Source organism: Pseudomonas sp. EL_65y_Pfl2_R95 (assembly GCF_963971045.1).
GTDB lineage: Bacteria > Pseudomonadota > Gammaproteobacteria > Pseudomonadales > Pseudomonadaceae > Aquipseudomonas.
The window spans coordinates 250,981-276,855 of sequence record NZ_CAXAOV010000003.1 but is presented as its reverse complement, the minus strand read 5'-3'; the positions used below and the strand labels follow the sequence as shown (position 1 = coordinate 276,855).

The following is a 25,875-nucleotide window of genomic DNA, read 5'->3' as shown; positions in this document are numbered from 1 at the left end:
AAAGCGCCATCAACCCGGGAGCGTTGCGCGTTCCGACGGCAATGGTGGCTCCCGTAGGGTGCGACAACGCGAACCTGACAGCCTGATGTGATAGCTACTCGTGTAGCGACTCAACGCCCATCTCGTCCCAGACTTCTTCAGCCAGATGGAAGCTGGCGTTGGCGGCTGGAATACCGCAGTAGATCGCGCTTTGCATCAGTACTTCCTTGATCTCCTCACGGGTTACGCCGTTGTTTTTCGCCGCTTTGAGATGCAGCTTCAGTTCGCCTTCGCGGTTCATGCCGATCAGCATTGCGATGGTGATCAAACTGCGGGTATGACGCGGCAGCCCGGGACGTGTCCAGATATCCCCCCAGGCGTGACGAGTAATCATCTCCTGGAACTCTTCATTGAACGGCGTCATTTTTTCCAGGCTGCGGTCGACATGGGCATCACCCAGAACTGAGCGACGCACCTGCATGCCGGCTTCGTAACGTTGTTTTTCGTCCATTGGCTAAACTCCGGTCAGGCCAGCAAGAAATCGAGAACGCGCCGGGTGAACAGCTCACCCGCCTCGACGTTAGACAAATGCGCGGCATGAAACTCAACCTGCTGCGCACCTGCAATTTGCGAGGCGATGAACTGTCCGTCTGCCGGAGTTGTCACCGCATCATGGGTGCCGCACACCACTAGAACGGGCAGCTCTACTGCAGCCAGTTGCTCACGAAAATCAGCATCGCGTACCGCTGCGCAATTGGCGGCGTAGCCTTCTGGCGAGGTTTGCGCGAGCATGCCAACTATGGGTTCGACCTTCTCCGGTTGGCTGGCAGCAAAGCCTTCGGTAAACCAGCGTGCAACTGAGCCATCACGCAACGCAGCCATAGCGTCAGCGCCGTCACGCAATACGGTTTCAATTCGTGGATTCCAGATTTCAGGGGTGCCGATTTTCGCTGCAGTGTTGCACACCACCACCTTATGCAGGCGCTGCGGCGCGTTGATCGCCAGCCATTGGCCGATCAAGCCTCCCATCGACAAACCGCAGAATGCCGCTTGCTCAATACCCAGCGCATCGAGCAACGCCAGTACATCACGACCATTTTGCTCAATGCTGTAAGGACCTTCAGTCACCAGCGATTTGCCGTGGCCACGGGTGTCGTAGCGCAGCACACGGAAGTGTTTGCTGAATGCAGGCATTTGCTCATCCCACATATGCAGATCAGTGCCCAGGGAGTTGGACAGCACCAATACAGGGGCGTCAGCCGGACCTTCAAGCAGGTAATTCAGTTCGCCACCGGCGAGTTGCACAACAGACATTTATGACTCCTATTGGCAGAAATTTTGATGTTCGTGCAGTGCGCGTTCGACCCAGCGGCGCGCCTGACCGAGATAAAGGGCTGGATCAAGCAACTGATCCAGCTCAGCAGCAGACAGTTGCGCAGTCACTTCGGAATTAGCACCCAGCACTTCGCGCAAGTGAGTGCCTTGGGCGACTGCATCGCGGCAGCACTGTTCAAGTAAATGATGGGCAGCATCACGGCCAATACGTTGGGCCAAGGCAATGCTCACGGCTTCTGCCAGGACCAGGCCTTGGGTCAATTCGAGGTTTTCAGCCATGCGCTGCGCATGCACCTCCAGCCCCGGAACCACCAGCAAGGCTTGTTGCAGTGCACCCGAAACTAGGCAACACAGCTCTGGCAGGCATTCCCACTCGGCGTGCCACAAGCCCAGGCTGCGCTCGTGTTCCTGGGGCATAGCTGAGAGCATGGTGGAGACCAAACCCGGCGCCCGCGTAGCAGCGCCGATCAGCACCGCCGCACTCACCGGATTTCGCTTGTGCGGCATGGTCGATGAACCACCCTTGCCCGGCGCCGCAGGTTCAAATACCTCACCGGCTTCGGTTTGCATCAACAGGCTCAGGTCACGGCCCAGCTTGCCAAGGCTTCCGGCAAGCATGCCCAGCAAACTGGCAAACTCGACCAAGCGATCACGCTGGGTGTGCCAAGGTTGATCCGGCAGGGTCAGCTTCAGCTCCTCAGCCAATGCCTCACTGACTGGCCATGCTTGATCCCCCAACGCTGCCAGGCTGCCAGAGGCGCCGCCAAACTGCAGGCACAATAAGCGCGGCTTAAGCTCAAGCAAGCGCTGGCGATGGCGGGTAATAGCGCCCAGCATGCCCGCAAGCTTCATGCCCAAGGTTACCGGAGTGGCATGTTGCAGCCAGGTGCGCCCGACCATGGGTGTCTCAGCATACTGCTCAGCCTGTCGCGCCAGCGCATCGCCCAGTTGCTGTAAGTCAGACTCAAGCAACTGGATGGCAGCGCGCAGTTGCAAAACCAGACCGCTGTCCATCACGTCCTGGCTGGTCGCCCCCAGATGCACATAGCGCTCAGCCTCGCTACTTTCACTGGCGACGCGCTTGCCCAGCGCCTTGACCAGTGGAATCGCCGAATTACCAGCCACTGTGATGGCTTGCGCCAACGCGGCGAAATCAAAGTGCTCGGCACGACAGGCCGCCTCGATTGAACCGACGGCGGTGTCAGGAATCACACCGACTCGCGCCTCGGCACGGGCTAGCGCCGCTTCGAAATCGAGCATGCCCTGCACCCTTCCCCGATCGCTGAAAATCGCGCGCATGGCAGGTTGGGTGAAATAGGCGTCGAATAGTTGATTGCTCGGACTGTTCAAGCCGGCGCTCCAAAAAGTTGCAATGGGGTGTCTGTTTTATAGCAGTGAAGGTGCCGTGGCCAATAGCAGATTTGCAGCAATCACAAACCCTTGTCGCCATTGGCCGCGCAGCATCAGACCCGCTCGAAAGCCAGTGCCAGGCCCTGACCTACGCCGACGCACATGGTCGCCAGCCCCAGCTTACCGCCGGTTTTCTCTAGCTGGTGAACAGCGGTGAGCACCAATCGGTTGCCACTCATGCCCAGTGGGTGGCCAAGGGCAATTGCCCCACCATTTGGATTAACCTTGGCGCTGTCATCTGCCAGGCCCAGTTCGCGGGTCACCGCCAAGCCTTGCGCGGCAAAGGCTTCGTTCAGTTCGATCACATCGAAGGCGTTGATGTCGAGATTCAAGCGCGCCAGCAATTTGCGCACAGCAGGCACAGGGCCGACGCCCATAACCCGTGGTGCGACGCCAGCACTGGCCATACCCAGCACTTTGGCGCGTGGCTTCAGGCCGTACTTTTGCACCGCTTCTGCCGACGCCAGAATCATGGCCGACGCACCGTCATTCAAGCCCGAAGCATTGCCAGCCGTCACCGTTTTATCGGCACCGTTGACTGGCTTGAGCTTGGCCATGGCTTCGGCGTTGCTGTCGGCCCGTGGATGTTCGTCGGTGTCGATAACCGTTTCGCCCTTGCGGGTTTTGATCACCACCGGGACGATTTCTTCAGCGTAGTAACCCGATGCCTGAGCGGCCGCTGCACGCTGCTGACTGCGCAATGCAAAAGCATCTTGGTCAGCGCGATTAACCGAATACTCAGCGGCAACGTTGTCCGCTGTAACCGGCATCGCATCGACACCGTATTGCTCTTTCATCAACGGGTTGATAAAGCGCCAGCCCATGGTTGTATCTTCAATTTTTTGACCACGGCCAAAGGCGCTGTCAGCCTTACCCATCACATAGGGCGCGCGGGTCATTGATTCAACACCGGCGGCGATTGCCAGCTCCATCTCGCCCAAGGCAATAGCGCGAAATGCAGAACCCACTGCGTCTAAACCAGAAGCGCACAAGCGGTTAAGGGTTACGCCCGGCACCGTCTCCGGTAGACCGGCAAGCAACAAGGCCATGCGCGCCACGTTGCGATTGTCTTCGCCCGACTGATTAGCGCAGCCCATAAACACTTCATCGATGGCGTTCCAATCAACCTGCGGGTTACGCTCGATCAATGCCCGCAAAGGGATTGCAGCTAAATCATCGGCGCGCACAGCTGACAAGCCGCCATTGAGGCGACCAATTGGTGTACGCACTGCATCGCAAATAAAGACATCGCGACTCATTCATCACCTCCAGCTTGACCGTGGGCGGCAGCGGTGCGTGCTTCAAGATCACGCAGCGCCGTCAACTCTTCCAGTTTAGGTGCTTCGGTGGTGGTCACGGTTTCGGCAAAGCGTATCTGCCAGCCGGTGTTCTCAATGACCTGTTCACGGGTCACGCCCGGATGCATGGAGGTGACGATAAATTCATTACTGCCTGCTTCCGGCTCCATGATGCACAGGTCAGTGATGATCGCCACAGGGCCCTCGCCCGGCAGGCCGAGTTTCTTGCGATGATCGCCACCTTCGCCGTGCCCCACTGAAGTAATAAACGCGAGCTTCTCAACAAAGGTGCGATGACCTTGTTTAAGGATGATCAGCACTTTCTTCGCCGAACCGGCGATTTCGGGTGCGCCGCCAGCACCCGGCAAGCGCACTTTTGGATGATTGTAATCACCAATCACCGTGGTGTTGATATTGCCGAATTTATCGACCTGAGCAGCGCCAAGGAAGCCAACGTCAATGCGGCCACCTTGCAACCAGTAGCGAAAGATCTCGCCAGTCGGCACCACGGTGTCAGCGGTCTCAGCCAGTTCACCGTCACCAATAGATAACGGCAATACCGTTGGCTTGGCACCGATAGGGCCTGATTCGTAGATCAACACCACTTCCGGAGCATGGGTCAGGCGCGCCAGATTCGCGGCCTTGGAAGGCAGGCCGATGCCGACAAAGCAAACGCTGCCATTACCGAGGCGGCGGGCTGCAGCGACGGTCATCATTTCATTGGTATTGAAGTCGCTCATCACTTGTTCTCCCCGTTCACTAGCGCTTGGAACTCGGCGAAATCCGCAGTGGCGCGGATGTATTTATCAATCCAGGCAGTGAAGGTTTCACGGTCGCGGGCGATAGGGTCCCAAGCTTGGTAGAAGCGGTTGTCACGCTCGTAATAACCGTGGGCGTATGAAGGATGCGCACCACCCGGTACCACGCAAACAGCGGCAATTGACCAGGTCGGCAACACACAGGCATTCATCGGCGCTTGCAGGTCATCGACGATTTCCTCAACGGTAACAATGCAGTTTTTCGCGGCCAAAGCGGCTTCTTTCTGCACACCGAGGATGCCTTGAATCAGCACGTTGCCTTTACGGTCGGCCTTTTGCGCATGGATCACGGTTACATCCGGGCGCACGCTTGGCACTGCCGCCAGCGTTTCACCCGTGAACGGGCAGTCGATAAACTTGATCCGCGGATTGACCTTGGCCAAATCCGAACCCTGATAGCCGCGCAGCACCGCGAAAGGCAAGCCCGAAGCACCCGACACATAGGCGTTGGCCATGGCCGCGTGGCTGTGCTCTTCAATCTCAAGCGGTTGTGGCCAGCCCTTCTCAACGGCGTCACGCAGACGGTGCAGCGAGCCAACACCCGGGTTACCGCCCCAAGAGAAAATCAGTTTCTTGGCGCAACCGGCACCAATCAACAAGTCGTAAACCAGATCGGGCGTCATGCGCACCAGCGTCAGGTCTTTCTTGTTCTGCCGAATCAGTTCATGGGAGGCAGCAGTTGGAATCAGGTGGGTAAAACCTTCGAGGGCAACAGTGTCGCCATCGTTGACGAAGCGTTGAACGGCTTCGCTTAGAGAAATAATGTCGGCCATGGTAGGTCTCGATGGGTGAACGGGACGTGGCAGCACGTCGTGTCGGTAAAAAGTACTCTGACGCTGAAACTGGAACAATCCGATAATCGACTATATGGGCGATTATCGAACAACACTCAACACAGCAGCTCTAAACAGCAACGCCCAGAAAACTGGGCGCTGACGAACGAGACACGCCTACGCAGACGTTTTAAATTGCCAGAGCTCTCAGGTGGCGTCCGCGTGGCTGACCAAGCCCTTGATCACCACAGCCGCCGTGGCGATCGCGGCAGGCACGACCAGGGCGGTCAATACTTGCTCGAAGTTCCAGCCCAGGCCAAGCAAGGTGGCGCCCATCCACGCGCCCAAAATGGCACCAAAGCGGCCAATACCAAGCATCCACGACACACCGGTTGCGCGCCCTTGGGTGGGGTAAAACCGTGCCGCCAGCGACGGCATGGCCGATTGCGCACCGTTTACGCACATGCCGGCCAGCAAGACCAATGTAGCCAGAACCGTGACTTCACCGAGGCTCTGCCCGACCAGATAGGCAAATACGCCCGCGAACAAGTAGAAAAAGCCAATGACCTTGTGCGGGTTGAATCGGTCCATCGCCCAGCCTACAGCCACAGCACTGAGTACACCGCCAAACTGAAACAGCGCACCAATAAACGCGGCTTGTTCCATGCTCGCGCCACTGTCGCGCATCAGCGTTGGCAACCAGCTGGTCAGCAGGTAAACAATTACCAAGCCCATAAAGTAGGTCAGCCACAACAGCAACGTGCCAGCGCTGTAGGTGCCAGAGAAAATCACCTTGAACACATTTTGGCTCTGCACGGTTTTTTGCTCGGGCACGGTAAATGCGCTGACGCCGCTAATGGCGGCAGGTGCAATAGGTGCAAGCACCTTACGTACCTTCTCCGTGCCGCGGTTACGCACCACCAGAAAACGTGCAGACTCGGGCAATCGCAATAGCAACACCAGCGACAGCGCCAACGGCAAGATGCCACCGAGCAACAACAGACTGTGCCAGCCATAGGCGGGAATCAGTGCCGCAGAGACAAAACCACCGCCGGCCATGCCCAAATTGAAGCCACAGAACATGCTGGTGACCAGCAACGATTTGAGCCGCTCAGGGGTGTATTCAGACAGCAGCGTGGTGGCATTGGGCATCGCCGCACCCAAGCCAAGACCGGTGAGAAAACGCAGCGCCACCAGCTGATCGATATTGCCGCTGAACGCTGATAACAAGCTGAACAAGCCAAACAAGAAGACTGCAACCACCAGCACAACTTTACGCCCGTAACGGTCCGCCAAAGGGCCCGAACCCAAGGCACCAAACACCATACCGACCAACGCTGCGCTCATCACCGGACCGAGGCTGGCACGGTCAATGCCCCAATCCTGGGTCAAGGCCGGGGCAATAAAGCCCATGGCGGCGGTGTCCAAGCCATCGAGGAAAACAATCAGAAAACACAGAATCATGATGCGCCATTGATAGCGCGAAAGGGGTTGGGCATTGATAAACGACTGCACATCAAGGGTGGCAGTCGAGGAGTTCATGGCGGTCATGGTCGTCTCTTGTTTTTGATTTAAGCCTCGATTGCTAAAGCATTCGAGACGGCATCAGCAACATAAGCGCCGCCCCATGAGCAGCTCAATACGATAATCGATTCAGCGTTCGATTAACGATCAAAATCAGACCTTAGTCTATGCTCCAGCCACGGTGTTTCTTAGTGAAACAAACGTGTACTCAATTCTTTACTCGCTTCAAGCAGCACCGGTAAAAAACGTGTTTCCAATTCCTGACGACTGGTACGACTGACGTGCGTACCGACGTTCAATGCGGCTAAAACCTGACCGGCTGAATCTTTCAGCGGTACAGCGATAGAGCGCAGGCCGATCTCCAGTTCCTGATCGATGATCACCCAGCCCTGCTGACGGATCTGCTCGATATTCTCGCGCAGCGCCTCGGGCGTATGCAGGGTCCGGCTGGTTTTGATCTGTAGATCGGCGTGTTCGAGGTAGTCGTCTAGCGACTGGTTATCCATTCCCGCCAGCAAAATCCGGCCCATTGAGGTGCAATACGCCGGCAACCGACTGCCGACGCTGAGGTCCACTGAAATCAAACGCTGCGGCGTAGCCGAACGCGCGATGTAGAGGATCTCGTCGCCCTCCAGGCTAGCCATTGAGCAGGCTTCATGCAGTTGTTCGCTGATGCGATCAAGGATCGGCTGAGCTGTCACCGCAAGCGGCGTCGAAGATAAGTAGGCGTGACCAAGGGTCAATACCTTGGGCAGCAGTGAATAGGTGCGGCCGTCGGTGGTGGCATAACCCAGCTTGATCAGTGTGTGCAGACAACGACGCACAGCCGCGCGCGGAATCTCGGTACGGTGGCTGATCTGGGCAATCGTCAGGTGTCGTTTACGCTCCTGAAATGCATGCACCACAGCCAGGCCTCGGGCCAACGAGGTCATAAAGTTCGGGTCGCCGGTCAGCGCTTCAATACGCTTCGCTGGCGAAACCACAATAGGCGGCGCCAGAGTGGACAGCGGTTGGCGGGGTTCATCGCTCATTGTGGTTATCCTGTCTGGGGTACGGTCCATGAGCGATTATCGAACCATTGTCCGGTAATCGCAATCGCGTCGTTTCAACTGAGTGGTGGCGTCGCGACGCGAAAATCCGCAGCTATAAATGGGGTCCGGCAAGCCAGCCGATGAACAGGCTGTAGGTCAAAAAAGACAGCACTGTTGCGCCCACCAGGGCCGCAGCACAGCGCCCCTGCAAACCGAAGCGTTGGCCGACAATGGGGTAGATGCTCATCATCGGGGCGCAGGCGAACAACACCCCAGCCACACGCAAGGCTGGGTCGTCCACGGGCAAAAACACGAAACACAGCATCACCGCCAACGGGTGCAAAATCAGTTTGCCGATACTGATCTGCATGACATCGGTGACCATGCCGCCCGCACGCATGCCCACCAAGCTTCCGCCAATCACAAACAAGGCCACCGGGGCTGAAGATTGCGCCAGCATCTCAACCACTCGCATTGGTATGGCAGGCACTTGCAGCCCACATAAGGCAGTGGCCAAGCCCAGGCAGAGCGCAATAATGATCGGGTTACCCAGCAAGCGTTTGCCAGTCTTCATCAGCGTTGCCCGGATGCCCAACCCCTGATGCTCGCCCCACTCTGCCAGCGCCAACGCCAGCGGCAGCATCAACAGGTTCTCAACCAGCACGCCCATCGCCAGCCCGATAGCCGCGGCCTCACCGACCACCAATGCCGCAATCGGATAGCCGATAAAACCGCTGTTGGACATCGACATACCGACTGCCGCCAGCGCGCTGCCACTTAGGCTGTCCCCGCGCAGGCGCCGCGAAATAACAAAGCCCAAGGCGAATATCAGCAGCGATGCCAAGGCATACGCCAAAATGTAATTGCGCTCAAACACCTCATCCAGCGGTCGCTCAACCAATGCCTTGAACACCAGCGCAGGCAAGGCAAAACTGATGACAAAGCGGCCCATGCCAGCCACTTGCTCTTGGCTTATCCATAGCAAGCGAGTGGCAATAAAGCCGATGCCGATGATCAAAAAGATCGGTGCAGTAATACCTAGAATCTGCAGCATAAAGATAAACTCATAGCGTCAATTGGCAGCGCTGCAACTGCTGCATACGGCTGCGCGTGCGCGCGAAATCAACATGGCTGCCGGGCTGACACAGCGCATCCAGATCAGCTGCGCAACCCAAGGAAAGTTGCACGCCACTGTCATAGGCAATGTCGATAAAATTGAGAAAACGCTGCTGCACATCGATCCCTTCAGCATCAAGGCTGGTCACACCACCCACCGCCAGTTGCCGGTACTCGCCACACAGCCACAAAAAGTCTGCACTGGAACGTGGCTGGCGACACAGTTCGCTGAAATCGAGCCAGAGCATCGCCTGCTCACGGGCGCGCAGCTTCAGCGGGTGATGGTTAAGGATTATTTCGACATCATAGTCAGCCTGCTCGCTGAAACCGAGGCGCTGACCGAGCACTGTGCTGGATTCATTCAAGGGCCAGATATACTCGCCCCAGCAATAGCCTTTGCTCTGCCGGTAATCGGTTGAGCCATCAAGTTGCAGCACGTCAAAACGCTGTTCAAGCAGGTTGATTGCCGGCTTGAAGCGCTCCCGATACAGCGGATTAGGGCACAAACCCTGCGGCGCATAGTTGGAGGTGCACACCACACCGACGCCTGCTTCGACCAACACCTTGAGTAAGCGACCGAGCAGCATCGCATCGCCAATGTCATGCACATGAAACTCATCAAAACACAGCAGCCGCGTCTGCCCCGCGATCTCATGGCCTACTCGCGCCAATGGATCGGGCTGACCGATGTAGGCCAGCATGCGCTGCTGCAACTCCTGCAAGAATCCGTGGAAATGCACGCGGCGCTTGTCTTGCAATGGCGCGGCAGCAAAGAATGCATCCATCACAAAACTTTTACCGCGGCCTACTCCGCCCCACATATAAACCCCGGCCACAGGTTTACCTAGCCAGCGAGAACGCTTGGCCAGAAACGCCGAAAGCCACTGACCGAGATGGTCAATGGCAATCTGTTGTGCGGAGTCGGCGGTATAGCCATTCGCTTGGAGCAGCGCCGTAAAATGCGCACGCACGAGCTGCTCGGGCAGCGTCTCGCTAGAAGTCAAAAAACACCGTTTCGCCTTCGCCTTGAATGTAGATATCGAAACGATAAGCCAATTGACCCTCTACTTCACAGCGTTGCGCGACTAATGTCTCACGCCGTTGTGGCTGTTCAATCAGGTTAAGCACCGGGTCTGCCGCGTTAGCCTGCTCCTCATCAGAGAAGTACAGGCGGGTCTGCAGATGGATGTTAATCCCCCGGGCAAACAGTGAGACATTGATATGCGGCGCCATCGGCACGCCTGCCGCATTGTTGACCACGCCGGGCTTGATGGTGTTCAGCGTCCAGCCACCGGTTTCAAAGGTGGTGGCGGTACGGCCAAAGCAGTTGAAGGGTTTTTCCAGGTCGTAATCGCTGTCGTAACGACCTTGATGGTCAGCCTGCCAGAACTCCAGAAACGAGTCTTTGACCAGATGGCCGTTGCCGTCATGGACATTACCGATCAGCAGAATGTGCTCACCCGGCGCCTCAGGCTTAGCCATCTGATTCCAGATTTCCTGCGGACGCGCGGGGTTACCCGCCGCCGCGAGGGCCAAGCCAATATGCACATAAGGGCCGGCGGTTTGCGAAGGGGTTTCGTGTAGTAATTCAATAGGCATAAAAATTCCCCTCAGCGATTTTCGAAGTGGGTTTGACGCTGCCCACGCAGGACAATATCGAAGCGATAGGCCAGGCAATCCATCGGATTGGCCGCACCCATATCAAGCTTGGCAATCAGGCTTTGCACGGCATCTGGGTTGGCGATCGACTTCACAATCGGGCACATCGCAATCAGCGGATCGCCCTCAAAATACAGCTGGGTAATCAGGCGAGTTGAAATAGACGGGCCGCTGATGGAGACGTGAATATGCGCGGGTCGCCAGTCATTCGGGCCGTTGCGCCATGGATACGGACCCGGCTTAACGGTGCGAAAACTGTAATTTCCGTCACGATCAGTCAGGGCTCGGCCAACACCACCGAAGTTAGGATCAAGCGGCGCCAAGTAGCGATCGTTCTTGTGACGATAGCGACCACCCGCATTGGCCTGCCACATCTCAACCAGAGTGTGCGGGATCGGTTTGCCGTATTGATCCATCACTCGACCGGCAACAATGATGCGCTCGCCAACCGGCAAGCCGCCATTGTTGAAATTGAGCAGCAGGTCGTTATCGTGCTCGCCCATTTTCAGGTGCGAGAAGTCCGGGCCGCTGGTTTCAGAAATGGATTGAGGAATACTCACCAATGCTTGACGGGGTGAGCGGGCAATCGACGTTTTATAGTCAGGCGTTAGCGCCTTCGGGTGCCAGTTGCGATCACGAATGACGAAACGGCTATCCGCATCAGACATACCGATATCCTCTTATTAGAATGATTGAATCTTACGACCGGCTAATACAGGCCAAGTTATCGGCAGTGTCCAGCAGACAGGCTCATTTGGAAATTGAAAAAATCGCTGCCATCCATAACCAAACAGTTATGGATGGCGCTCGACTATTGCTGCTCAGCCAACAGCGTTTTGGCTGCTTGAAGGGCCCTTTCCGCACGCTGCTGGGCGTTGACGCCTGGATCTTGAATAGGCACTTCAAGGCTTAATGGAATCTTCACCGGTAATGCCTTGAGCAGACCCTGCAAATCGCAATCGCCTTCACCTGGGAATCGCCGCTCGCTACGCGCCTGGCGCAGAATCTCGGCCATATCATCAGGCCGAGGGCCAAGCACATCACAGAGCTGGGCATAGCGCAGCCGAGCCGGTTCAATCTGCGCAAGCTGTTCAAGGCTCGAACCCGAGCGATCAAAGTGAAACGCATCAACCAGCACGCAGCCGTTGCTGCGCCCCGCCGCCTCGACAATTCGTAATGCTTGATTGAGGTCGCGAGCATCGGTCCACGGCATAAATTCCAGATGCGGGTGTATACCGAAGGGTTTGGCCAGGTCGCACAACTGGGCAAAGTTATCGCTCAGCCGCGCTTCATCCGGATCATTACCAGCCACCAGTAATTCGCTGGCAGAAAATTCAGCACCCACCTCCAGCAGCGCTCGCAACTCGGCAACGCAGGTGTCTGGCTTCAGTCGCAATATTTCAATATCCAGTACGCCGACACCGGTGTCGCGCAAACGCTGTTGAGTCTGACGTCGTAGCTCGGCATCCGTCATCAGGGCGTAGTGATGCTCTTCAACCGTGGCCGGCACCAGGCGCAAGCCGACATGGCTATAACCGGCGAGGGCGGCGACTTCCACCATTTCAGGTGGTGACAGTTCAAGCACGGTAAGTGCAGCCAGGGAAAATAATTGTGCGCTCATTATTGGCTTCCAGCATTGGCTCGTTAAGTGCTCGATCTCAAATCTGCGCAGGCGTGCAGGCCTGCCCAGTTTCAGCGGCTTGGCGAATGGCTTCGATCAAGGCCAAGGTGCGCCCTGCGTCTGCTGCGCTGACAATAGGTACAGCTTCGCCGCGGGCAACCTCGATGAAATGCTCTAACTGCCGGGTCAATGCTTCGGCTGCGGGATAAGCCTGTACTTCAGCCAGCAAAGGCTGATGCCAGCCGGCATCTGAGGCGTCGTAGTGCCAATGCTTTAGCTGCGGCAGGCTTAGCGCGCCACGGGTACCGGAAAGCAGGTAGCAAGGCTGATCGACTTGCTGCGGGTAAACCGGGTTTTCACCCGAACACAACTCCCAGCTCCACGGCGCTGCTACCGCATCCGACCCTGTCAGGCTGCCAAGGGCACCGTTGGCAAACTGCAGCAATACCGCGACGCAGTCTTCATTGGCAAAACCGCGGGCCTGATTACTGGTCACCGCTTGCACCGACTGCACTTCACCACAAAGATGACGCAGTAAGTCGAGGTCATGAATCAGGTTGGTCAAAAGCATCCCGGCACCTGCTTCGCGGCGCCATGGAATATCAAAATAGCTGTCTGGCTTACGCAATTGCCACAGCGCGGTGACCGAGGTCAGTTGACCAAGGGCGCCGGCATCCAGTAAAGCGCGGGCTTTGGCGATCAGAGGATTGTGCCGCCGATGGTGGCCGACTAAAACCGCGATGCCGCTCGCCTCCGATACCGTGACCAAACGGCGAACTTCATCGAGATGAACACCAACCGGTTTCTCCAACAGCACGGGAATGCCAGCCACGACGCAGTCGATTGCGGTCTGCACATGCAGATTATTGGGGTTAGCAATGATCGCAGCCTGTGGTTTTGCATCGGCGAGCATCTGCTGATGGTCACTGAAATAAGGGACACCACGTTTCTCGGCCAGCGTGGCGGCCTGCGGATTAGGATCGGAAATAGCACAAAGCCGTGCTTGGCTTAGGCCGTCTAGATGCTCAAGGTGTTGCTGGCCCATCACTCCAGCACCGATCAAGGCGATACGCAGTGGCGTTTGCAAAACAATATCCTCGGGTCTTATTGGAATTCGCTCTTATATTATTTAGAACCCAGTTCCATTATTAAATCAAGGGCACAAAAAAATACATAACCTGGCCCATTTAGCTGCCAAGTGCGTAGATGCCGCAGATCAGGTGGCCGTGTTCACGGCCTGTGCATTAGACGAACAGCTCAGAGGCCGGACTCGCGTCCGATAACTCCCCCGCCGTTTTAAGCAACAGCGCTGCCAGCTCATGCACACGCGACTCAGCCAAGCGGGCACTCGGCCCGGCAATACTGAGCACACCAATGCAGCGACCATCAACAGGGCTCAGCACCACGGCGGCCATTGCCGAGGTGCCTACGGCAGAGCTCTGCTCAACCCAGGCATAACCCTGCTGCCGAGCCGCCTGCAACCGTGCAAGCAAGTCTGCCGAGTTGCGCGGTGCATTGGGCCCAAGTTGCTGGGGATCAATGACCGGGCCTTGAGATTCAACCAAAGCCAAGGCCGCCGCGTCATCCATGCTCGCCAACCAAGCATGCCCAGAGGCGGTATAGAACAATGGGGCATCGCGGCCCATATCGGGGTCGTAACGCAGCCCACCCTTTGCGCCTTGGGCTTTCGCAATCCAAGTCAGACGGTCACTGTCAATCACCCCGAGACGCACCAGCTCACCGCACTCCTCGGCCAGCCGATCAAGGATCGATTGGACAATGTCCGAGCCAGCGTTCGACAAATAGCGAAAGCTAAGTGCAACCAGTTTGGTAGACAGTTGATAGCGACTGTTATCCGGATTTTGCCTCACATAGCCCAGCCGGATCAGCTCGGCCAGCATACGATGGGTTGCACTTTTAGGGATATTCAACGCGTCAGCCAGGCTCTGCATCTGCAAGCCTTGCGGCTCTTGAGTGAGGCTCTCCAGAAGGCTGAGTGCGCGTTCGATCTGACTGCCGGCCATGGTGCTGAAATCCACATTGAGTTTGCCGGGTATTCTAGCGGGATAGTTCAGAACGGGGAAATTTAGCGCGCGAATTAAGCCTGCTACTTGAATGCCGTCAGTCGCTGACGGCAATTGCTGCTTGGCAGTTTTGATTTCGCTAAATATAATTCGGAACACTGTTCCACTTTTAACAAAAACCAAATGAGAACGTCGCGTTATGCAGGGTATATCCGCACACCAGCACACCCCCGCCGCAGATTTAGAGTGCGACTTACTGATCATCGGCTCCGGTGCAGCGGGTCTTTCGGCTGCCGTCACCGCATCCTGGCATGGGTTAAATGTGATTGTTGCGGAAAAGGACGCGGTGTTTGGCGGCGCCACGGCTTGGTCGGGTGGCTGGATGTGGTTACCGCGCAACCCCCTCGCTCGCCGCGCCGGAATCGACGAATCTCTTGAGCAACCGCGCCGCTATTTGCAGAACGAATTGGGCGAGCAATTCAATGCCGAGCGCATTGATGCCTTCCTCAATGCCTGCCCTGCAATGGTAGAGTTCTTCGAGCAACATAGCGCCCTGCAATTTGCCGAAGGCAATGCGATTCCCGACATGCACGGCAATACCCCCGGCGCTGCAACAGGCGGTCATCAGGTCATTGCGGCGCCCTACAGCGGCAAAGAGGTGCTGGATTTATTGCCGCGCTTGCGCAAAACCATGACTGAAACCTCGTTCATGGGCATGCCGATCATGGCAGGAGCCGATCTGGCCGCGTTCCTGTCGATGACTCGCTCAGCTAAATCCCTGCTGCATGTAAGCAAGCGCTTTATCAACCATCTTTATCATCTGGCGCGGTACGGGCGCGGCATGCACTTGGTCAATGGTGTCGCGCTGGTCGCAAGGCTGGCCAGATCCGCAACTGATCTGGGCGTGCAACTAATCGACTCAGCACCCGCTTTACGCCTGCTGGAAGAAAACGGGCAGATCTGTGGAGCAGTACTCGGTGGAACAGCGGGTGAGCGAACAGTGCGTGCACGAGCGGTACTCTTGGCCACAGGCGGCTTTCCAAATGATCCAGGGCGACGTCAGGCATTGTTCCCCCGCGCCGAACATGAGCACTTGGCTTTGCCCCCCAAATCATGCAGCGGCGATGGCTTGCGCTTGGGAGAAATGGTGGGCGGCCAGGTCAGCGACGATCTGCAATCACCTGTCGCCTGGGCCCCGGTGTCCAAGGTGCCCTACCCTGACGGCAGCGTTGGTCACTTCCCGCATATTATCGAGCGCGGCAAACCCGGCATCATCGGCGTGTTGAAAAACGGCAAGCGCTTCGTCAATGAAGCGCATGGCTATTACGATTACGTCTCGGCGATGATCGAACAGGTGCCAGAGACTGAAGAGCTGTGCTCATGGCTGATCTGCGACCACCGCTTCCAACGCCGCTACGGCCTTGGCTTTGCCCGCCCTGCACCGTTACCGGTGGGCCCGCACGTTCGCAATGGTTATCTCAAGCGCGGCGCAACCCTCGCCCAACTGGCGCAGGCCTGTGGCATCGATGCGCAAGGCTTGGAGCAAACGGTGCAGCGCTTCAATCAGGGCGCACGCAACGGCGAAGACCCCGAGTTCGGTCGCGGCTCGACCGCATTCAATCGCAAAAACGGCGACCCACTGCACAAGGGCAAAAACCCCTGCGTCGCGCCTATTGAAAAAGGCCCCTTCTATGCGGTCAAGGTTCAGCCTGGCTGCTTTGGCACCTTCGCCGGCCTGCGCACCGATGGCAACGCCCGTGTACTTGGAGCAAGTGGTGAGCCTATCCCCGGCCTGTATGCCGCCGGTGCAGATATGGCCAGCATCATGGGCGGTTTCTATCCATCGGGCGGCATCAACCTAGGGCCGGCCATGACCTTCGGCTATATCGCCGCCTGTCATGTTGCAGGCGTTGCCCCGACAAAAGCGCCCTAAAAATCCAGCAACCCAGAGGTCGACGCTCTTATCGGCCACTATTTCGGGCTTGAACATTAGGATTATTTGCGCCGGTCACGGTGGCCAAGCTTGGCGTTGACACACCCTACGAATCTGCCATTGCGGGCAACGGCACTCATAAAAAACCGGGCGTTAGGTCCCGGTTTTCAGGTCACAACCAAGCCTGTTATGCGGTGGCCTCAGTGTTGCGTTTAAACAGACGCTTGACCCCAGGCGCACGGCTTAGTAGCAGAAGAATCAGCACTGAACACAACACCGCCGATAATGGGTTGCTAACCAACTCTTGCAGCAGCGCGACGGGGCTATCACCGACTGAAGACATGGCCTGACGGTAGGACGTATCCATCAGCGGCCCAAGGATGACGCCAAGGATGATCGGCCCCATCTGGAAGCCGAAGAGCTTCAACAGGTAGCCTGCAAAGCCAAAGCTAAGCATCCAGGTCACATCGCTCATGTTGCTGTTAATCGAGTATGTACCGACCACGCAGAGCACCAGAATCACCGGCACCAAAATCGATTTGGGTAATTCGACCACTTTGGCAAACAGCTTGATGCCCATCAACCCGAATACCAGCAGAAAGATATTCGCCAAGGCAAGATTGCCCACGGTGAACCAGAAAATATGAGGGTTTTCCACCATCATCAGTGGCCCCGGATTGATCCCGTGAATCACCAATGCGCCGAGGATCACCGCGGTGACCGCATCGCCTGGCATACCCAAGGTCAGCATCGGCATATAAGCGCCGCCCACCGCGGCACTGTTAGCGGTTTCCGGCGCGACCAAGCCTTCGTAGGCGCCCTGCCCGAATGGTCGTGACGGGTTTTTCACTGTGCGTTTAGCGTGATCGTAAGCAAAGAGCGCAGCGATATCTCCGCCCGCACCCGGCAATGCTCCCACCAACACGCCGATCAATGATGTACGAATCGACAGAGGCAAATACTTCAGCACCAAACGCAGCGGCGGGACGATCTTGCTGACATCCTGCCGAACCGGCACCTGCTTCAGGTTATGCAGTTGATACAGCGCCTCAGACACACCAAACAGACCGATCATGACCGCGACATAATTAATGCCGCCCAATAGGTCCATATTGCCCATGGTAAAGCGGCCTTGCGCGGTCACCGGGTCCATGCCGACCATACTGATAAGCACCCCAAGTGCGGCAGCAAATACACCTTTGGCCAAGGAATCGGTAGCCAGACTGCCAACCAGCAACAAACCCAGCATGGCAATCAAAAAATAATCGCGCGGGGCGAACTCCAAGGCAAATTCTGAGAGATACGGGGCCAGTAGCGCCAGCACCAGAACGCTGATCAAACCACCGATAACCGACATGACAGTTGTCAGTCCAATGGCCCGCCCTGCTTCACCGAGTTTGGCCAACGGATAACCATCAAAGGAGGTCGCAACCGCTGCCGGCGTACCCGGCATATTGAGCAAAATAGACGCCCGTGAACCACCGTACACACCGCCGACAAAAATGCCGACGATCAACGCCAAGGCATCATTGACCTCCCAAGAGAAGGTGAATGAAACCAGCAACGACACTGCCATGGTTACAGACAGCCCAGGCATAGCGCCGATGTAGATACCGGCGAAAGTGCCCAGCGCGGTGAGCATTAGCAACTGGGGATCAACCCAGGCCATGGTCAAGAATGAAAACATATCAGTCATTTCGGCACGCTCGACTCAGGGCAGGTAAACATGGAAAACCAGAGAAAAAAGCGCATAGATGAACAGCAGCGAACCGCCTGCAATCAACAGCGCATAAAGCACCCTGCCCCGCATCAGATAAATCATGCTGCACGCCAGAAAGACCAAGGTGCATGGGTAAAATCCCAGGTAATACATGGCGACCACATAGACAATGCACAGCGCCGAGAACACCAGCACGTCGGCTGGCAGATTAACCCGGCGAAATGCCCGGATTTGCTCCAGCAAGCCGCTTAACTGTGGTGGCTGACGGCGATAAGAGCCAATCAAGATGACCAGCGATGAAATCCCCAATGCCAAGCCCGCGCCCATTGGCAATGAGCCCGAAGAGTTGGCGATCTCAAACCCAGCAATGCTGAAAGCTTGATAAATAACCGCAACACTAAAAATCAGCAGCAACCAATAGAACATCCGCTCAAGCGGTTGCAGCGGATTCTTTGATTCAACGTTCATAACAGACCTCCGGTACGGAATAGGCCGGCGTGCCTATTCCGTACGCCCAGCAAAGCGATGATCAGGGCTTAGGAATGCCCAGCGATTCAGGCGACACCTTAACTGCACCAGCCTTGTACATTGACCAAGTGGTCACTGACTGCCAGCGGTCAAGATAGGTTTTGGCTTCAGCACCACTGAGGTTCAGCGGCGTCGCACCAAAGTTCTTGATAAAGGTCTGTGCTTCGGGCGTGGCGAGCGTCTTGGTGAAGGCATCGGTCAGCTTCTGCTTGATTGGCTCTGGCGTGCCTTTACGCACCCAAACACCCCAAAATGGACCCCAAGGCAGGTAAGAGGCAATTTCCGGCAATGCCTTAGTGATGGGTGGCACGCCCGGCAGAGTGTCCAGTTCCTCAGTCCCAACCACCGCCAGACCTTTGAGCTTGCCAGCGGCTATTTGCTCACGCGCAGCGGCCATACTCAGTGGCATGAAATCGATGTGCTTACCCAGCAACGCAGCAACACCTGGTCCGTCGCCAGCGAAGGTCACTTCACGCACATCCAGCGGCTGAATAGAACTGATCATTGCATGCACGCTGCTAGGCAAACCACCGGCACCAGTACTGCCCATACGCAAGGTTCCCGGGTGAGCTTTGGCGTCAGCCAATAACTCCTCCATGCTGTTCCATGGGCTGTCCGGTGGCGTGGCGATTACCGCCATGTTCTGTCCGATCAGGCTAATCAGATCGAGTCCGCTGTAATCGAAGTTGGCAAGGCCAAGCAGTGGATACAACTGCGGGTTTTCAGCGCCAATCAGCAAGGTGTAACCATCAGGACGTTGCTTCATGACAAAGCTCGTTCCAATCACACCGGTTCCGCCTGGGCGATTAGAAATTATCAGGCTTTGCCCTAGCTCTTTTTCGACCAGTGCGGCCAAACTGCGTGCGACGTTGTCGGTGGCACCACCCGGGCTCCAGGGTACAACGGCTTGAATATTACGTTCGGGATAATCGGCATGGGCCGGCAACGCGGCCAATAGGCAGGTAGAAGAAAGCAGAACACCTGCGACAAGATGCTTGAACATGGTAAATCCTCTGAGCTTTTTATGGTTGTTGTGCTCTGCCCGTTTGACTCCGATGGGTCGCCCGTGACAATCCGGTAACAATCTTCAAGATTGAAATTAACCAGTTAGTACAATTTATGGCTATGGCCTTGGCCCGTCAAATACCCAAGCACTTCAATGTCCGATAACCGCACGAAACAGGTTTTGCTACCGGTATCCGCCCATGCGTCTAGCGCTGCCTAAATCAGGCTTCGTACTGCTCAAGGTACCCGATAGCACTCGCTCGCAAGGCATCACAGCACCACTGGGCAGCCAGCGATAGCGGCGTTGAGGGATTGCTGCATATCCCAACCGAACCACCTGGCTCATGCAAACCAATATCGAGTTCAGACAACTCACCGCGAGCAATCTCTTGACGTACAGCATCGTGGGGGGCGACCCATATCGCATTACTGGCCTCAACATAGCGCCGACTTAATGCAACAGAGAGGGTTTCCAGGCGCTGTTGCGGCAGGTGGATGCCGCACTGCACATACAGACTGTCGGCGTAGCGACGAATCGTGGTGCCTGCCAGCGGCAGCACCACCGGGTAGTCGCCAAGGCGGCTGCGATCATTGAGATTAACCTGCAGCAAGGGATGGCCGGGACTCACCACCAACACCATCGATTCGCTGTACAGGTGCTCAAATGTCAGCCCGGCAATCTGCGGGCTGTCGGTCATCCGTCCCACCACCAGATCCAACCCGCCAACGCGCAGTTGGTCCAATAAAAAAGCGCTGGGTCCTGTCTCGACGCTGATAACCAGGGCCGCATGTTGCTCATGCAAACGCCTGACAACATCCGGCAGCAACGAGCTTTCTACCGTCGATAAAACCCCGAGCCGCACCGTGCCCGCCTCGTGCTCACCGCTGTGCAAGCTGCGCACGCCTTCGCGCAGCGCCTGCACGCTAGGCCCGGCATAGCGCAAAAAAGCCAGCCCGGCAGCGGTCGGCGTAACCCCTTGCTTGCTGCGCTCAAACAAGCGGCTATGCAGAATGTCCTCAAGCTCCTTGAGGGTCTTGGATACTGCTGGCTGACTGATTGCAAGCTCTCCGGCAGCCCGGGCCAAACTGCCTTGGCGCGCCACTTCCAGAAAGCACAGCAGATGACGAAACTTGATGCGATTATCGATGTTCATGTGGGATCACATTCAACGCTGCAAACGAAAGGCTTTGGGGGTAACCCCGCTGCATCGCTTGAAGAAGCGGGAGAAATAAGCGGGCTCGGAAAAGCCCAGACTATCGGAAACCTGATTCACCGTCATCGCGGTATATACCAGGCTGCGCTTGGCCTCGAGCAAGAGCCGCTGATTAATCAGCTGTAACGCCGATTGCCCGGCCAGCCGTCGACACAAAGCATTGAGGTGCGCGGCGCTGAGGCTCAGCTCACTGGCGTAAAAATCAATCGGGCGGTGCTCGCGATAATGCATCTCCAGCAGGGAGGTAAAGCGTTGCAAATGATCACGCGCGCGATCCGGTGCCTTGGCCTCGGTGCAGTCGAGCGCCTGTGAACGCCGAGCGACCCAGACTAACAAGGCACTGACCAAAGACTGCAGCATCAACTCCCGTCCCAGCCCCTGCTCGCTGTACTCCTCAACTATCGAGTCAAACAACGTCTTTATATAGCCTTCCTGCGAGTCCAGTGAATAGCAGGCAGCCGTGGCCAATGGCGTGCCATCCACTGCGGCACTCAGGGTATCAACCAAGGGTTGGGCGAGACTCAATATGTAGCCTTGAATATCCTCGGAAAAGCCAAATCCATGCACACTAAACGCTGGCACCACTTGTAACGATGCCTGCCTTACGCAGTTGATCTGGCCCTCAACCTCAAGCTCAGCTTGCCCCGCCTGCACATAGAGCAACTGCACCAGATCCCCATGGCGATGGGGCTTTATCTGCCAATCATGCAGGCGACTGCGGGCTGGAATGGACTCGCAATGAATCAGATCCGGTGTCGGCCAAGCAGCCGTTTCACCGTAGAGCTTAAACACCGGAACGCTCTTAACGGGCAGCCTGCTCATGAACTGATGACCCTCGAAAAGTCCATAAAAGTAATTGGATAGTGCCTTCAAAAGCCTGAGCAATCCACCAAAAATACAGCGACTTCAGCCACATCGAGCCGACTAACCGGCCCGCAAAGGACAATAACAATGAAGACTCAAGTCGCCATTATTGGTGCAGGTCCGTCTGGACTGCTGCTCGGTCAACTGCTGCACAAGGCCGGCATCGATAACATTATTATCGAGCGCCAAACCCCGGATTACGTGATGGGCAGAATTCGAGCAGGCGTGCTTGAACAAGGCATGGTTGACCTCTTGCGCGAAGCCGGCGTTAGCCAGCGCATGGACAGCGAAGGCCTGCCCCACGACGGTTTCGAACTGGCCTTCAGCGGACGTCGCGAGCGCATCGACCTCAAGCAATTAACCGGCGGCAAAACCGTGATGATCTACGGCCAAACCGAGGTCACCCGTGACTTGATGGACGCCCGCAAAACCAGCGGTGCCAAGACCTTCTATGACGTCAAAGACGCCCAGTTACACGAGCTAAAGGGCAAAAAGCCCTATGTAACCTTTACCCTCAAGGGTGAAACGGTACGTCTGGACTGCGACCATATCGCCGGTTGCGACGGTTTTCATGGTGTATCCAGACGCTCTATTCCTGAAGGCGTACTCAAAGAGTTCGAACGGGTTTATCCATTCGGCTGGCTCGGTGTACTTGCTGATACGCCCCCCGTCAACGAAGAGCTGATCTACGCCAATCACGAACGCGGTTTTGCCTTGTGCAGCATGCGCTCCGCCACTCGCACCCGTTATTACGTGCAGGTTGCCAGTGAGGAGAAGGTCGAAGACTGGTCTGATCAACGCTTCTGGGATGAGCTTAAAAGCCGCCTGCCGGCTGACACTGCAGCGCGTTTAGTCACCGGCCCTTCAATCGAAAAATCTATCGCGCCGCTGCGCAGCTTTGTGGTTGAGCCCATGCAATACGGTCACCTGTTTTTGCTTGGCGACGCTGCGCATATCGTCCCGCCGACGGGCGCAAAAGGTCTGAATCTGGCCGCCAGCGATGTCAATACGCTTTACCGCATACTGCTCAAAGTCTATGGCGAAGGCCGCACCGATCTGCTCGAACGTTATTCCGAGGCATGCCTTAAACGGGTATGGAAAGCCGAACGCTTTTCATGGTGGATGACCTCGATGCTGCACAAGTTTCCCGACACTGACCCCTTTAGCCAGCGCATGCAACAAACCGAGCTGGACTACTTTGTCGGCTCTGAAGCCGGGCGCACCACCATCGCTGAAAACTATGTCGGCCTGCCTTACGAGGCCATTGAATAAAGCCTCACCCACTAACAGAGCCTGTGCGGGGTTGCGCCGAGTTAACGTGCAAAGCCCGCGAGTGTCTCACAGCGCAATTGCGCTATTGCGGCCGCCTAATGCACGCGAGAGCTGGCCGGTTGTCCACGATTCATAAATAATCTGATCACGCTTTCGGGCTTGCGGGTGCGTGGCTTCGGCCTAGTATGTCTGGCACAAGTCATTAGGAAAAATTCGCTATGTTCGCTGAGTTCAACAAGCGCCAGTGTGATGTGAACGGAGTCAGTATTAGTTACCGCATCGGCGGAAGCGGGCCGGGCCTTCTGCTGCTCCACGGTCATCCTCAAACCCACGTGATATGGCACAAGATTGCTGAACAACTCGCCCAACACTTCACCGTAATCGCAGCCGACCTGCGCGGCTACGGTGACAGCAGCAAGCCAAGTACTGACGCCAATCACCTGACTTACTCAAAACGCGCCATGGCTCAGGATAACGTCGAGCTTATGCGGGCGCTGGGCTTCGAGACCTTCGATGTACTTGCCCACGACCGTGGCGCCCGCGTGGCACACCGTATGGTCGCTGACCATGGCGCAGCGGTGCGCCGGCTGATCATGCTTGATATCGCGCCAACGCTGGCCATGTACTCACAAACCACCGAGGCATTTGCCCGAGCCTACTGGCACTGGTTCTTTCTGATTCGCCCTGCGCCTTTCCCTGAGCGCCTGCTGGAGTCTGATCCGGAGTTCTATCTGCGCAGCGTAATGGGTACCAGAAGTGCAGGGATGCAACCTTTCACCGATCAAGCCTTCGCCGAATACCTACGCTGTTTGCAACTGCCAGGTACCGCCCACGCGATGTGCGAAGATTACCGCGCCAGTGCCGACATCGACTTGCAACATGACCAGCAAGACCGCAATGCGGGCCTGCAGATTGCGACCCCTTTACTGGTGTTATGGGGTGCAGAAGGCGTGGTCGGACGCTGTTTCGATCCTTTGCGTGAGTGGCGCCTAGTTGCAACTCATGTGCAGGGCAAGGCGTTACCTTGTGGCCATTACATCCCCGAAGAAGCCCCGGATTTACTGCTGGCAGAGGTGATGGCCTTCTTGACGAGTGAATCGCAGCGATGACCTAAAAGCCTATCGACGCGCCATGCTATATTTCACCTATCGTGGAATACAAGGTGATTTATGGAGCCTGTCAACACAGTTCGTGAGCAATTACCGCTGCCGGAAGACCTCAGGGTTTTCCTCACGGTCATCCGCAAACAGAGTTTCGCCGGTGCAGCCGACGAACTGGGCGCTTCCCCTGCTTATGTCAGCAAACGAATCCAAGTGCTGGAAACTGCGCTTAAAGCCCGTTTGTTGCATCGCACCACGCGGCGTATCGCCTTAACCGAGGATGGTGAACGCGCTCAGCGCTGGGCAGTGCGCATCCTCGGTGATCTTGATGATCTGTTTGATGAGCTGTCCGAGGCTCGGCATACACCAAGAGGCCTGCTGCATATCAGCAGCTCATTTGGCTTTGGCCGCAATCATGTAGCGCCTGCCATTTCTGATCTGGCCGAACATTATCCCGAACTGGAAATCCGCCTAGAGGTTTTTGACCGTGTTATAGATCTGGTCGGCGAAGGCTTTGACCTGGAAATCCGCGTGGGTGACGACCTCCCCGGGCAACACATCTGCAAGCGCCTGGTCAGTAACAAACGAATACTCTGCGCCACGCCCGCGTACCTTGAGCGACGGGGTGTACCGGCGACTCTGGATGACTTGCAGCACCACGACTGCCTGGTGATCAAAGAAGGCAAAAACGTGTTTGGGGTCTGGGATCTGGATAACGCAGGCAAACAACATTCCGTGCGCATCAGTGGGCCGTTATCATCGAACAATGGCGAGATCGTCTTGCAATGGGCACTTAAAGACAGAGGCATCCTGTTGCGATCACTGTGGGATGTGAAACCGCTGTTGGAGACCGGAGAACTGTTGCAGGTACTTCCTGAGTACAGCCAGAGCGCGAATGTTTGGGCGCTCTACCCCACCCGCCTATCCAACTCAGCCAAGCTGCGGGTCTGCGTTGAATTTCTGAGTGAGCACTTCAAAGCGTTGTCCCTCTGAAAATGCGTGCGGCTACTCAAGTGGGCCACACGCATGATCAAACTTGGTTTACGCCAGCCAGGGATTAGCCTGCAGATGCTCGGCCTCGAAGGCACTTATCTGCTCGCTGCGCTGCAGCGTGCTGCCAATCGCATCCAGACCCAACATAAGCGACTGTTTGCACAAGGTGTCGATCTCAAACGCCATACTGCTCCCGTCATGCAAGGTGATTTTTTGCTGCTCAAGATCAATGCTGATCGTCGCGCTTTGCGCCTCACTCGCCAACTGCCCCAGCGTTTGAATCTGCGTCTCGCTGAGCTGAATCAACAGCACGCCATTGCGCTGGCAATTATCAAAGAATATCCCGGCAAAACTGCTACCGATCAAGGCGCGAATGCCCAGCTGTTTCAATCCCCAAACCGCGTGTTCACGGCTTGAGCCACAGCCGAAGTTCGGCCCTACTATGAGAAATCTCGCCGCCAGCCAAGGTGCCTGATTAAGCACAAACTCAGGGTTTGGCTGACCATTTGCCAAGAACCGCAGGTCAAAGAACACACCCTGATCCAAACCATTGCGGTCGATGCCCTTGAGAAATTGCTTGGGCATGATCACGTCGGTATCAACATTGGCCGCGAGCATCGGCGCAGCAACCCCACTGACAGTCTTGAACACTTGCATA

General features: G+C 56.5%; 25 protein-coding genes. 4 read left to right on the top strand and 21 right to left on the bottom strand.

Annotation, left to right across the window (positions count from 1 at the left end):
* Nucleotides 1–94: 94 nt before the first annotated feature.
* The 15 genes from pcaC to AACY09_RS11970 all read right to left on the bottom strand — a co-directional run bounded on the left by pcaC (nt 95) and on the right by AACY09_RS11970 (nt 14,588).
* Nucleotides 95–490, bottom strand: a complete 396-nt coding sequence (pcaC, locus tag AACY09_RS12040; RefSeq protein ID WP_339488253.1) for a 4-carboxymuconolactone decarboxylase — start codon at nt 488–490, stop codon at nt 95–97.
* A 14-nt stretch (nt 491–504) separates the two neighbouring features.
* The gene (gene pcaD / locus AACY09_RS12035; RefSeq protein WP_339488251.1) at nt 505–1,293 is read right to left on the bottom strand and encodes a 3-oxoadipate enol-lactonase; all 789 of its coding nucleotides are present in this window, start codon (nt 1,291–1,293) and stop codon (nt 505–507) included.
* Nucleotides 1,294–1,302: 9 nt separating this feature from the next.
* Entirely contained in the window at nt 1,303–2,664 is a 1,362-nt protein-coding gene (locus tag AACY09_RS12030; RefSeq protein WP_339488249.1) for a 3-carboxy-cis,cis-muconate cycloisomerase, read from the bottom strand.
* A 113-nt stretch (nt 2,665–2,777) separates the two neighbouring features.
* Entirely contained in the window at nt 2,778–3,983 is a 1,206-nt protein-coding gene (pcaF, locus tag AACY09_RS12025; protein WP_339488248.1) for a 3-oxoadipyl-CoA thiolase, read from the bottom strand.
* Nucleotides 3,980–4,762 (bottom strand): CoA-transferase subunit beta, encoded by a 783-nt coding sequence (locus AACY09_RS12020; protein ID WP_339488247.1) that lies wholly within the window; start codon nt 4,760–4,762, stop codon nt 3,980–3,982. The genes pcaF and AACY09_RS12020 overlap by 4 nt, the downstream gene beginning before the upstream one ends.
* Nucleotides 4,762–5,613 carry a CoA transferase subunit A gene (locus AACY09_RS12015; RefSeq protein ID WP_339488246.1) on the bottom strand — a complete coding sequence of 284 codons (852 nt, stop codon included), beginning with the start codon at nt 5,611–5,613 and terminating at the stop codon, nt 4,762–4,764. Before AACY09_RS12015 ends, AACY09_RS12020 begins: the two co-directional genes overlap by 1 nt.
* Nucleotides 5,614–5,820: 207 nt before the next feature.
* On the bottom strand, nt 5,821–7,164 hold the full coding sequence (locus tag AACY09_RS12010) for an MFS transporter (protein ID WP_339488244.1): 1,344 nt from the start codon (nt 7,162–7,164) through the stop codon (nt 5,821–5,823).
* 161 nt (nt 7,165–7,325) lie between these two features.
* Nucleotides 7,326–8,168, bottom strand: coding sequence for an IclR family transcriptional regulator (locus tag AACY09_RS12005; protein WP_339488243.1), 843 nt, complete (start codon nt 8,166–8,168; stop codon nt 7,326–7,328).
* A 112-nt stretch (nt 8,169–8,280) separates the two neighbouring features.
* Entirely contained in the window at nt 8,281–9,222 is a 942-nt protein-coding gene (locus AACY09_RS12000) for an AEC family transporter (RefSeq protein ID WP_339488242.1), read from the bottom strand.
* Nucleotides 9,223–9,232: 10 nt separating this feature from the next.
* Complete coding sequence (gene zapE, locus AACY09_RS11995) at nt 9,233–10,255, bottom strand: cell division protein ZapE (protein WP_339488240.1); 1,023 nt, start codon at nt 10,253–10,255, stop codon at nt 9,233–9,235.
* Between the two features lie 22 nt (nt 10,256–10,277).
* Nucleotides 10,278–10,883, bottom strand: coding sequence for a protocatechuate 3,4-dioxygenase subunit alpha (gene pcaG, locus AACY09_RS11990; RefSeq protein ID WP_339488239.1), 606 nt, complete (start codon nt 10,881–10,883; stop codon nt 10,278–10,280).
* 11 nt (nt 10,884–10,894) lie between these two features.
* A complete protein-coding gene (gene pcaH, locus AACY09_RS11985; protein ID WP_339488237.1) occupies nt 10,895–11,611 on the bottom strand; it encodes a protocatechuate 3,4-dioxygenase subunit beta in 717 nt (238 codons plus the stop codon).
* Between the two features lie 143 nt (nt 11,612–11,754).
* On the bottom strand, nt 11,755–12,564 hold the full coding sequence (locus AACY09_RS11980; RefSeq protein ID WP_339488236.1) for a sugar phosphate isomerase/epimerase family protein: 810 nt from the start codon (nt 12,562–12,564) through the stop codon (nt 11,755–11,757).
* A gap of 37 nt (nt 12,565–12,601) precedes the next feature.
* Nucleotides 12,602–13,651 (bottom strand): Gfo/Idh/MocA family protein, encoded by a 1,050-nt coding sequence (locus AACY09_RS11975; RefSeq protein ID WP_339488235.1) that lies wholly within the window; start codon nt 13,649–13,651, stop codon nt 12,602–12,604.
* A gap of 157 nt (nt 13,652–13,808) precedes the next feature.
* Nucleotides 13,809–14,588 carry an IclR family transcriptional regulator gene (locus AACY09_RS11970; RefSeq protein WP_339488715.1) on the bottom strand — a complete coding sequence of 260 codons (780 nt, stop codon included), beginning with the start codon at nt 14,586–14,588 and terminating at the stop codon, nt 13,809–13,811.
* A 199-nt stretch (nt 14,589–14,787) separates the two neighbouring features.
* Between AACY09_RS11970 and AACY09_RS11965 the strand changes: the two genes are divergently transcribed.
* A complete protein-coding gene (locus tag AACY09_RS11965; protein ID WP_339488232.1) occupies nt 14,788–16,521 on the top strand; it encodes an FAD-dependent oxidoreductase in 1,734 nt (577 codons plus the stop codon).
* 187 nt (nt 16,522–16,708) lie between these two features.
* On the opposite strand, the gene AACY09_RS11960 is transcribed toward AACY09_RS11965, so the two are convergent.
* The 5 genes from AACY09_RS11960 to AACY09_RS11940 all read right to left on the bottom strand — a co-directional run bounded on the left by AACY09_RS11960 (nt 16,709) and on the right by AACY09_RS11940 (nt 21,810).
* Nucleotides 16,709–18,217, bottom strand: coding sequence for a tripartite tricarboxylate transporter permease (locus tag AACY09_RS11960; protein ID WP_339488230.1), 1,509 nt, complete (start codon nt 18,215–18,217; stop codon nt 16,709–16,711).
* A 15-nt stretch (nt 18,218–18,232) separates the two neighbouring features.
* On the bottom strand, nt 18,233–18,709 hold the full coding sequence (locus tag AACY09_RS11955; RefSeq protein ID WP_339488228.1) for a tripartite tricarboxylate transporter TctB family protein: 477 nt from the start codon (nt 18,707–18,709) through the stop codon (nt 18,233–18,235).
* 61 nt (nt 18,710–18,770) lie between these two features.
* Nucleotides 18,771–19,772: a tripartite tricarboxylate transporter substrate binding protein gene (locus AACY09_RS11950; protein ID WP_339488227.1), complete on the bottom strand. Its 1,002-nt coding sequence runs from the start codon at nt 19,770–19,772 to the stop codon at nt 18,771–18,773.
* Nucleotides 19,773–19,995: 223 nt separating this feature from the next.
* Nucleotides 19,996–20,928: a pca operon transcription factor PcaQ gene (pcaQ, locus tag AACY09_RS11945; RefSeq protein WP_339488226.1), complete on the bottom strand. Its 933-nt coding sequence runs from the start codon at nt 20,926–20,928 to the stop codon at nt 19,996–19,998.
* Nucleotides 20,929–20,940: 12 nt separating this feature from the next.
* Entirely contained in the window at nt 20,941–21,810 is an 870-nt protein-coding gene (locus tag AACY09_RS11940) for a helix-turn-helix domain-containing protein (protein WP_339488225.1), read from the bottom strand.
* 129 nt (nt 21,811–21,939) lie between these two features.
* Here AACY09_RS11940 and pobA point away from each other — a divergent pair, with 129 nt between their 5' ends.
* From pobA to AACY09_RS11925, 3 genes are all read left to right on the top strand, one after another.
* Entirely contained in the window at nt 21,940–23,124 is a 1,185-nt protein-coding gene (gene pobA / locus AACY09_RS11935; RefSeq protein WP_339488224.1) for a 4-hydroxybenzoate 3-monooxygenase, read from the top strand.
* Nucleotides 23,125–23,342: 218 nt separating this feature from the next.
* Nucleotides 23,343–24,233 (top strand): alpha/beta fold hydrolase, encoded by an 891-nt coding sequence (locus tag AACY09_RS11930; protein ID WP_339488223.1) that lies wholly within the window; start codon nt 23,343–23,345, stop codon nt 24,231–24,233.
* 60 nt (nt 24,234–24,293) lie between these two features.
* Nucleotides 24,294–25,217 carry a LysR substrate-binding domain-containing protein gene (locus tag AACY09_RS11925; protein WP_339488222.1) on the top strand — a complete coding sequence of 308 codons (924 nt, stop codon included), beginning with the start codon at nt 24,294–24,296 and terminating at the stop codon, nt 25,215–25,217.
* Nucleotides 25,218–25,265: 48 nt separating this feature from the next.
* On the opposite strand, the gene leuD is transcribed toward AACY09_RS11925, so the two are convergent.
* On the bottom strand, nt 25,266–25,874 hold the full coding sequence (leuD, locus tag AACY09_RS11920; RefSeq protein WP_339488221.1) for a 3-isopropylmalate dehydratase small subunit: 609 nt from the start codon (nt 25,872–25,874) through the stop codon (nt 25,266–25,268).
* Between the last annotated feature and the right edge of the window lies 1 nt (nt 25,875).

What these genes read in the sequence shown, in the direction of transcription:
- pcaQ (WP_339488226.1), bottom strand. Translation starts at nt 20,928, where the DNA reads ATGAACATCGATAATCGCATCAAGTTTCGTCATCTGCTGTGCTTTCTG.
- pcaD (WP_339488251.1), bottom strand. Translation starts at nt 1,293, where the DNA reads ATGTCTGTTGTGCAACTCGCCGGTGGCGAACTGAATTACCTGCTTGAA.
- AACY09_RS11940 (WP_339488225.1), bottom strand. Translation starts at nt 21,810, where the DNA reads ATGAGCAGGCTGCCCGTTAAGAGCGTTCCGGTGTTTAAGCTCTACGGT.
- AACY09_RS11980 (WP_339488236.1), bottom strand. Translation starts at nt 12,564, where the DNA reads ATGAGCGCACAATTATTTTCCCTGGCTGCACTTACCGTGCTTGAACTG.
- AACY09_RS11950 (WP_339488227.1), bottom strand. Translation starts at nt 19,772, where the DNA reads ATGTTCAAGCATCTTGTCGCAGGTGTTCTGCTTTCTTCTACCTGCCTA.
- leuD (WP_339488221.1), bottom strand. Translation starts at nt 25,874, where the DNA reads ATGCAAGTGTTCAAGACTGTCAGTGGGGTTGCTGCGCCGATGCTCGCG.
- AACY09_RS11955 (WP_339488228.1), bottom strand. Translation starts at nt 18,709, where the DNA reads ATGAACGTTGAATCAAAGAATCCGCTGCAACCGCTTGAGCGGATGTTC.
- pcaG (WP_339488239.1), bottom strand. Translation starts at nt 10,883, where the DNA reads ATGCCTATTGAATTACTACACGAAACCCCTTCGCAAACCGCCGGCCCT.
- pcaC (WP_339488253.1), bottom strand. Translation starts at nt 490, where the DNA reads ATGGACGAAAAACAACGTTACGAAGCCGGCATGCAGGTGCGTCGCTCA.
- pobA (WP_339488224.1), top strand. Translation starts at nt 21,940, where the DNA reads ATGAAGACTCAAGTCGCCATTATTGGTGCAGGTCCGTCTGGACTGCTG.
- AACY09_RS11925 (WP_339488222.1), top strand. Translation starts at nt 24,294, where the DNA reads ATGGAGCCTGTCAACACAGTTCGTGAGCAATTACCGCTGCCGGAAGAC.
- AACY09_RS12005 (WP_339488243.1), bottom strand. Translation starts at nt 8,168, where the DNA reads ATGAGCGATGAACCCCGCCAACCGCTGTCCACTCTGGCGCCGCCTATT.
- AACY09_RS12015 (WP_339488246.1), bottom strand. Translation starts at nt 5,613, where the DNA reads ATGGCCGACATTATTTCTCTAAGCGAAGCCGTTCAACGCTTCGTCAAC.
- AACY09_RS12000 (WP_339488242.1), bottom strand. Translation starts at nt 9,222, where the DNA reads ATGCTGCAGATTCTAGGTATTACTGCACCGATCTTTTTGATCATCGGC.
- pcaF (WP_339488248.1), bottom strand. Translation starts at nt 3,983, where the DNA reads ATGAGTCGCGATGTCTTTATTTGCGATGCAGTGCGTACACCAATTGGT.
- AACY09_RS11970 (WP_339488715.1), bottom strand. Translation starts at nt 14,588, where the DNA reads ATGGCCGGCAGTCAGATCGAACGCGCACTCAGCCTTCTGGAGAGCCTC.
- AACY09_RS11965 (WP_339488232.1), top strand. Translation starts at nt 14,788, where the DNA reads ATGCAGGGTATATCCGCACACCAGCACACCCCCGCCGCAGATTTAGAG.
- AACY09_RS12020 (WP_339488247.1), bottom strand. Translation starts at nt 4,762, where the DNA reads ATGAGCGACTTCAATACCAATGAAATGATGACCGTCGCTGCAGCCCGC.
- pcaH (WP_339488237.1), bottom strand. Translation starts at nt 11,611, where the DNA reads ATGTCTGATGCGGATAGCCGTTTCGTCATTCGTGATCGCAACTGGCAC.
- AACY09_RS11960 (WP_339488230.1), bottom strand. Translation starts at nt 18,217, where the DNA reads ATGACTGATATGTTTTCATTCTTGACCATGGCCTGGGTTGATCCCCAG.
- AACY09_RS11930 (WP_339488223.1), top strand. Translation starts at nt 23,343, where the DNA reads ATGTTCGCTGAGTTCAACAAGCGCCAGTGTGATGTGAACGGAGTCAGT.
- AACY09_RS12010 (WP_339488244.1), bottom strand. Translation starts at nt 7,164, where the DNA reads ATGACCGCCATGAACTCCTCGACTGCCACCCTTGATGTGCAGTCGTTT.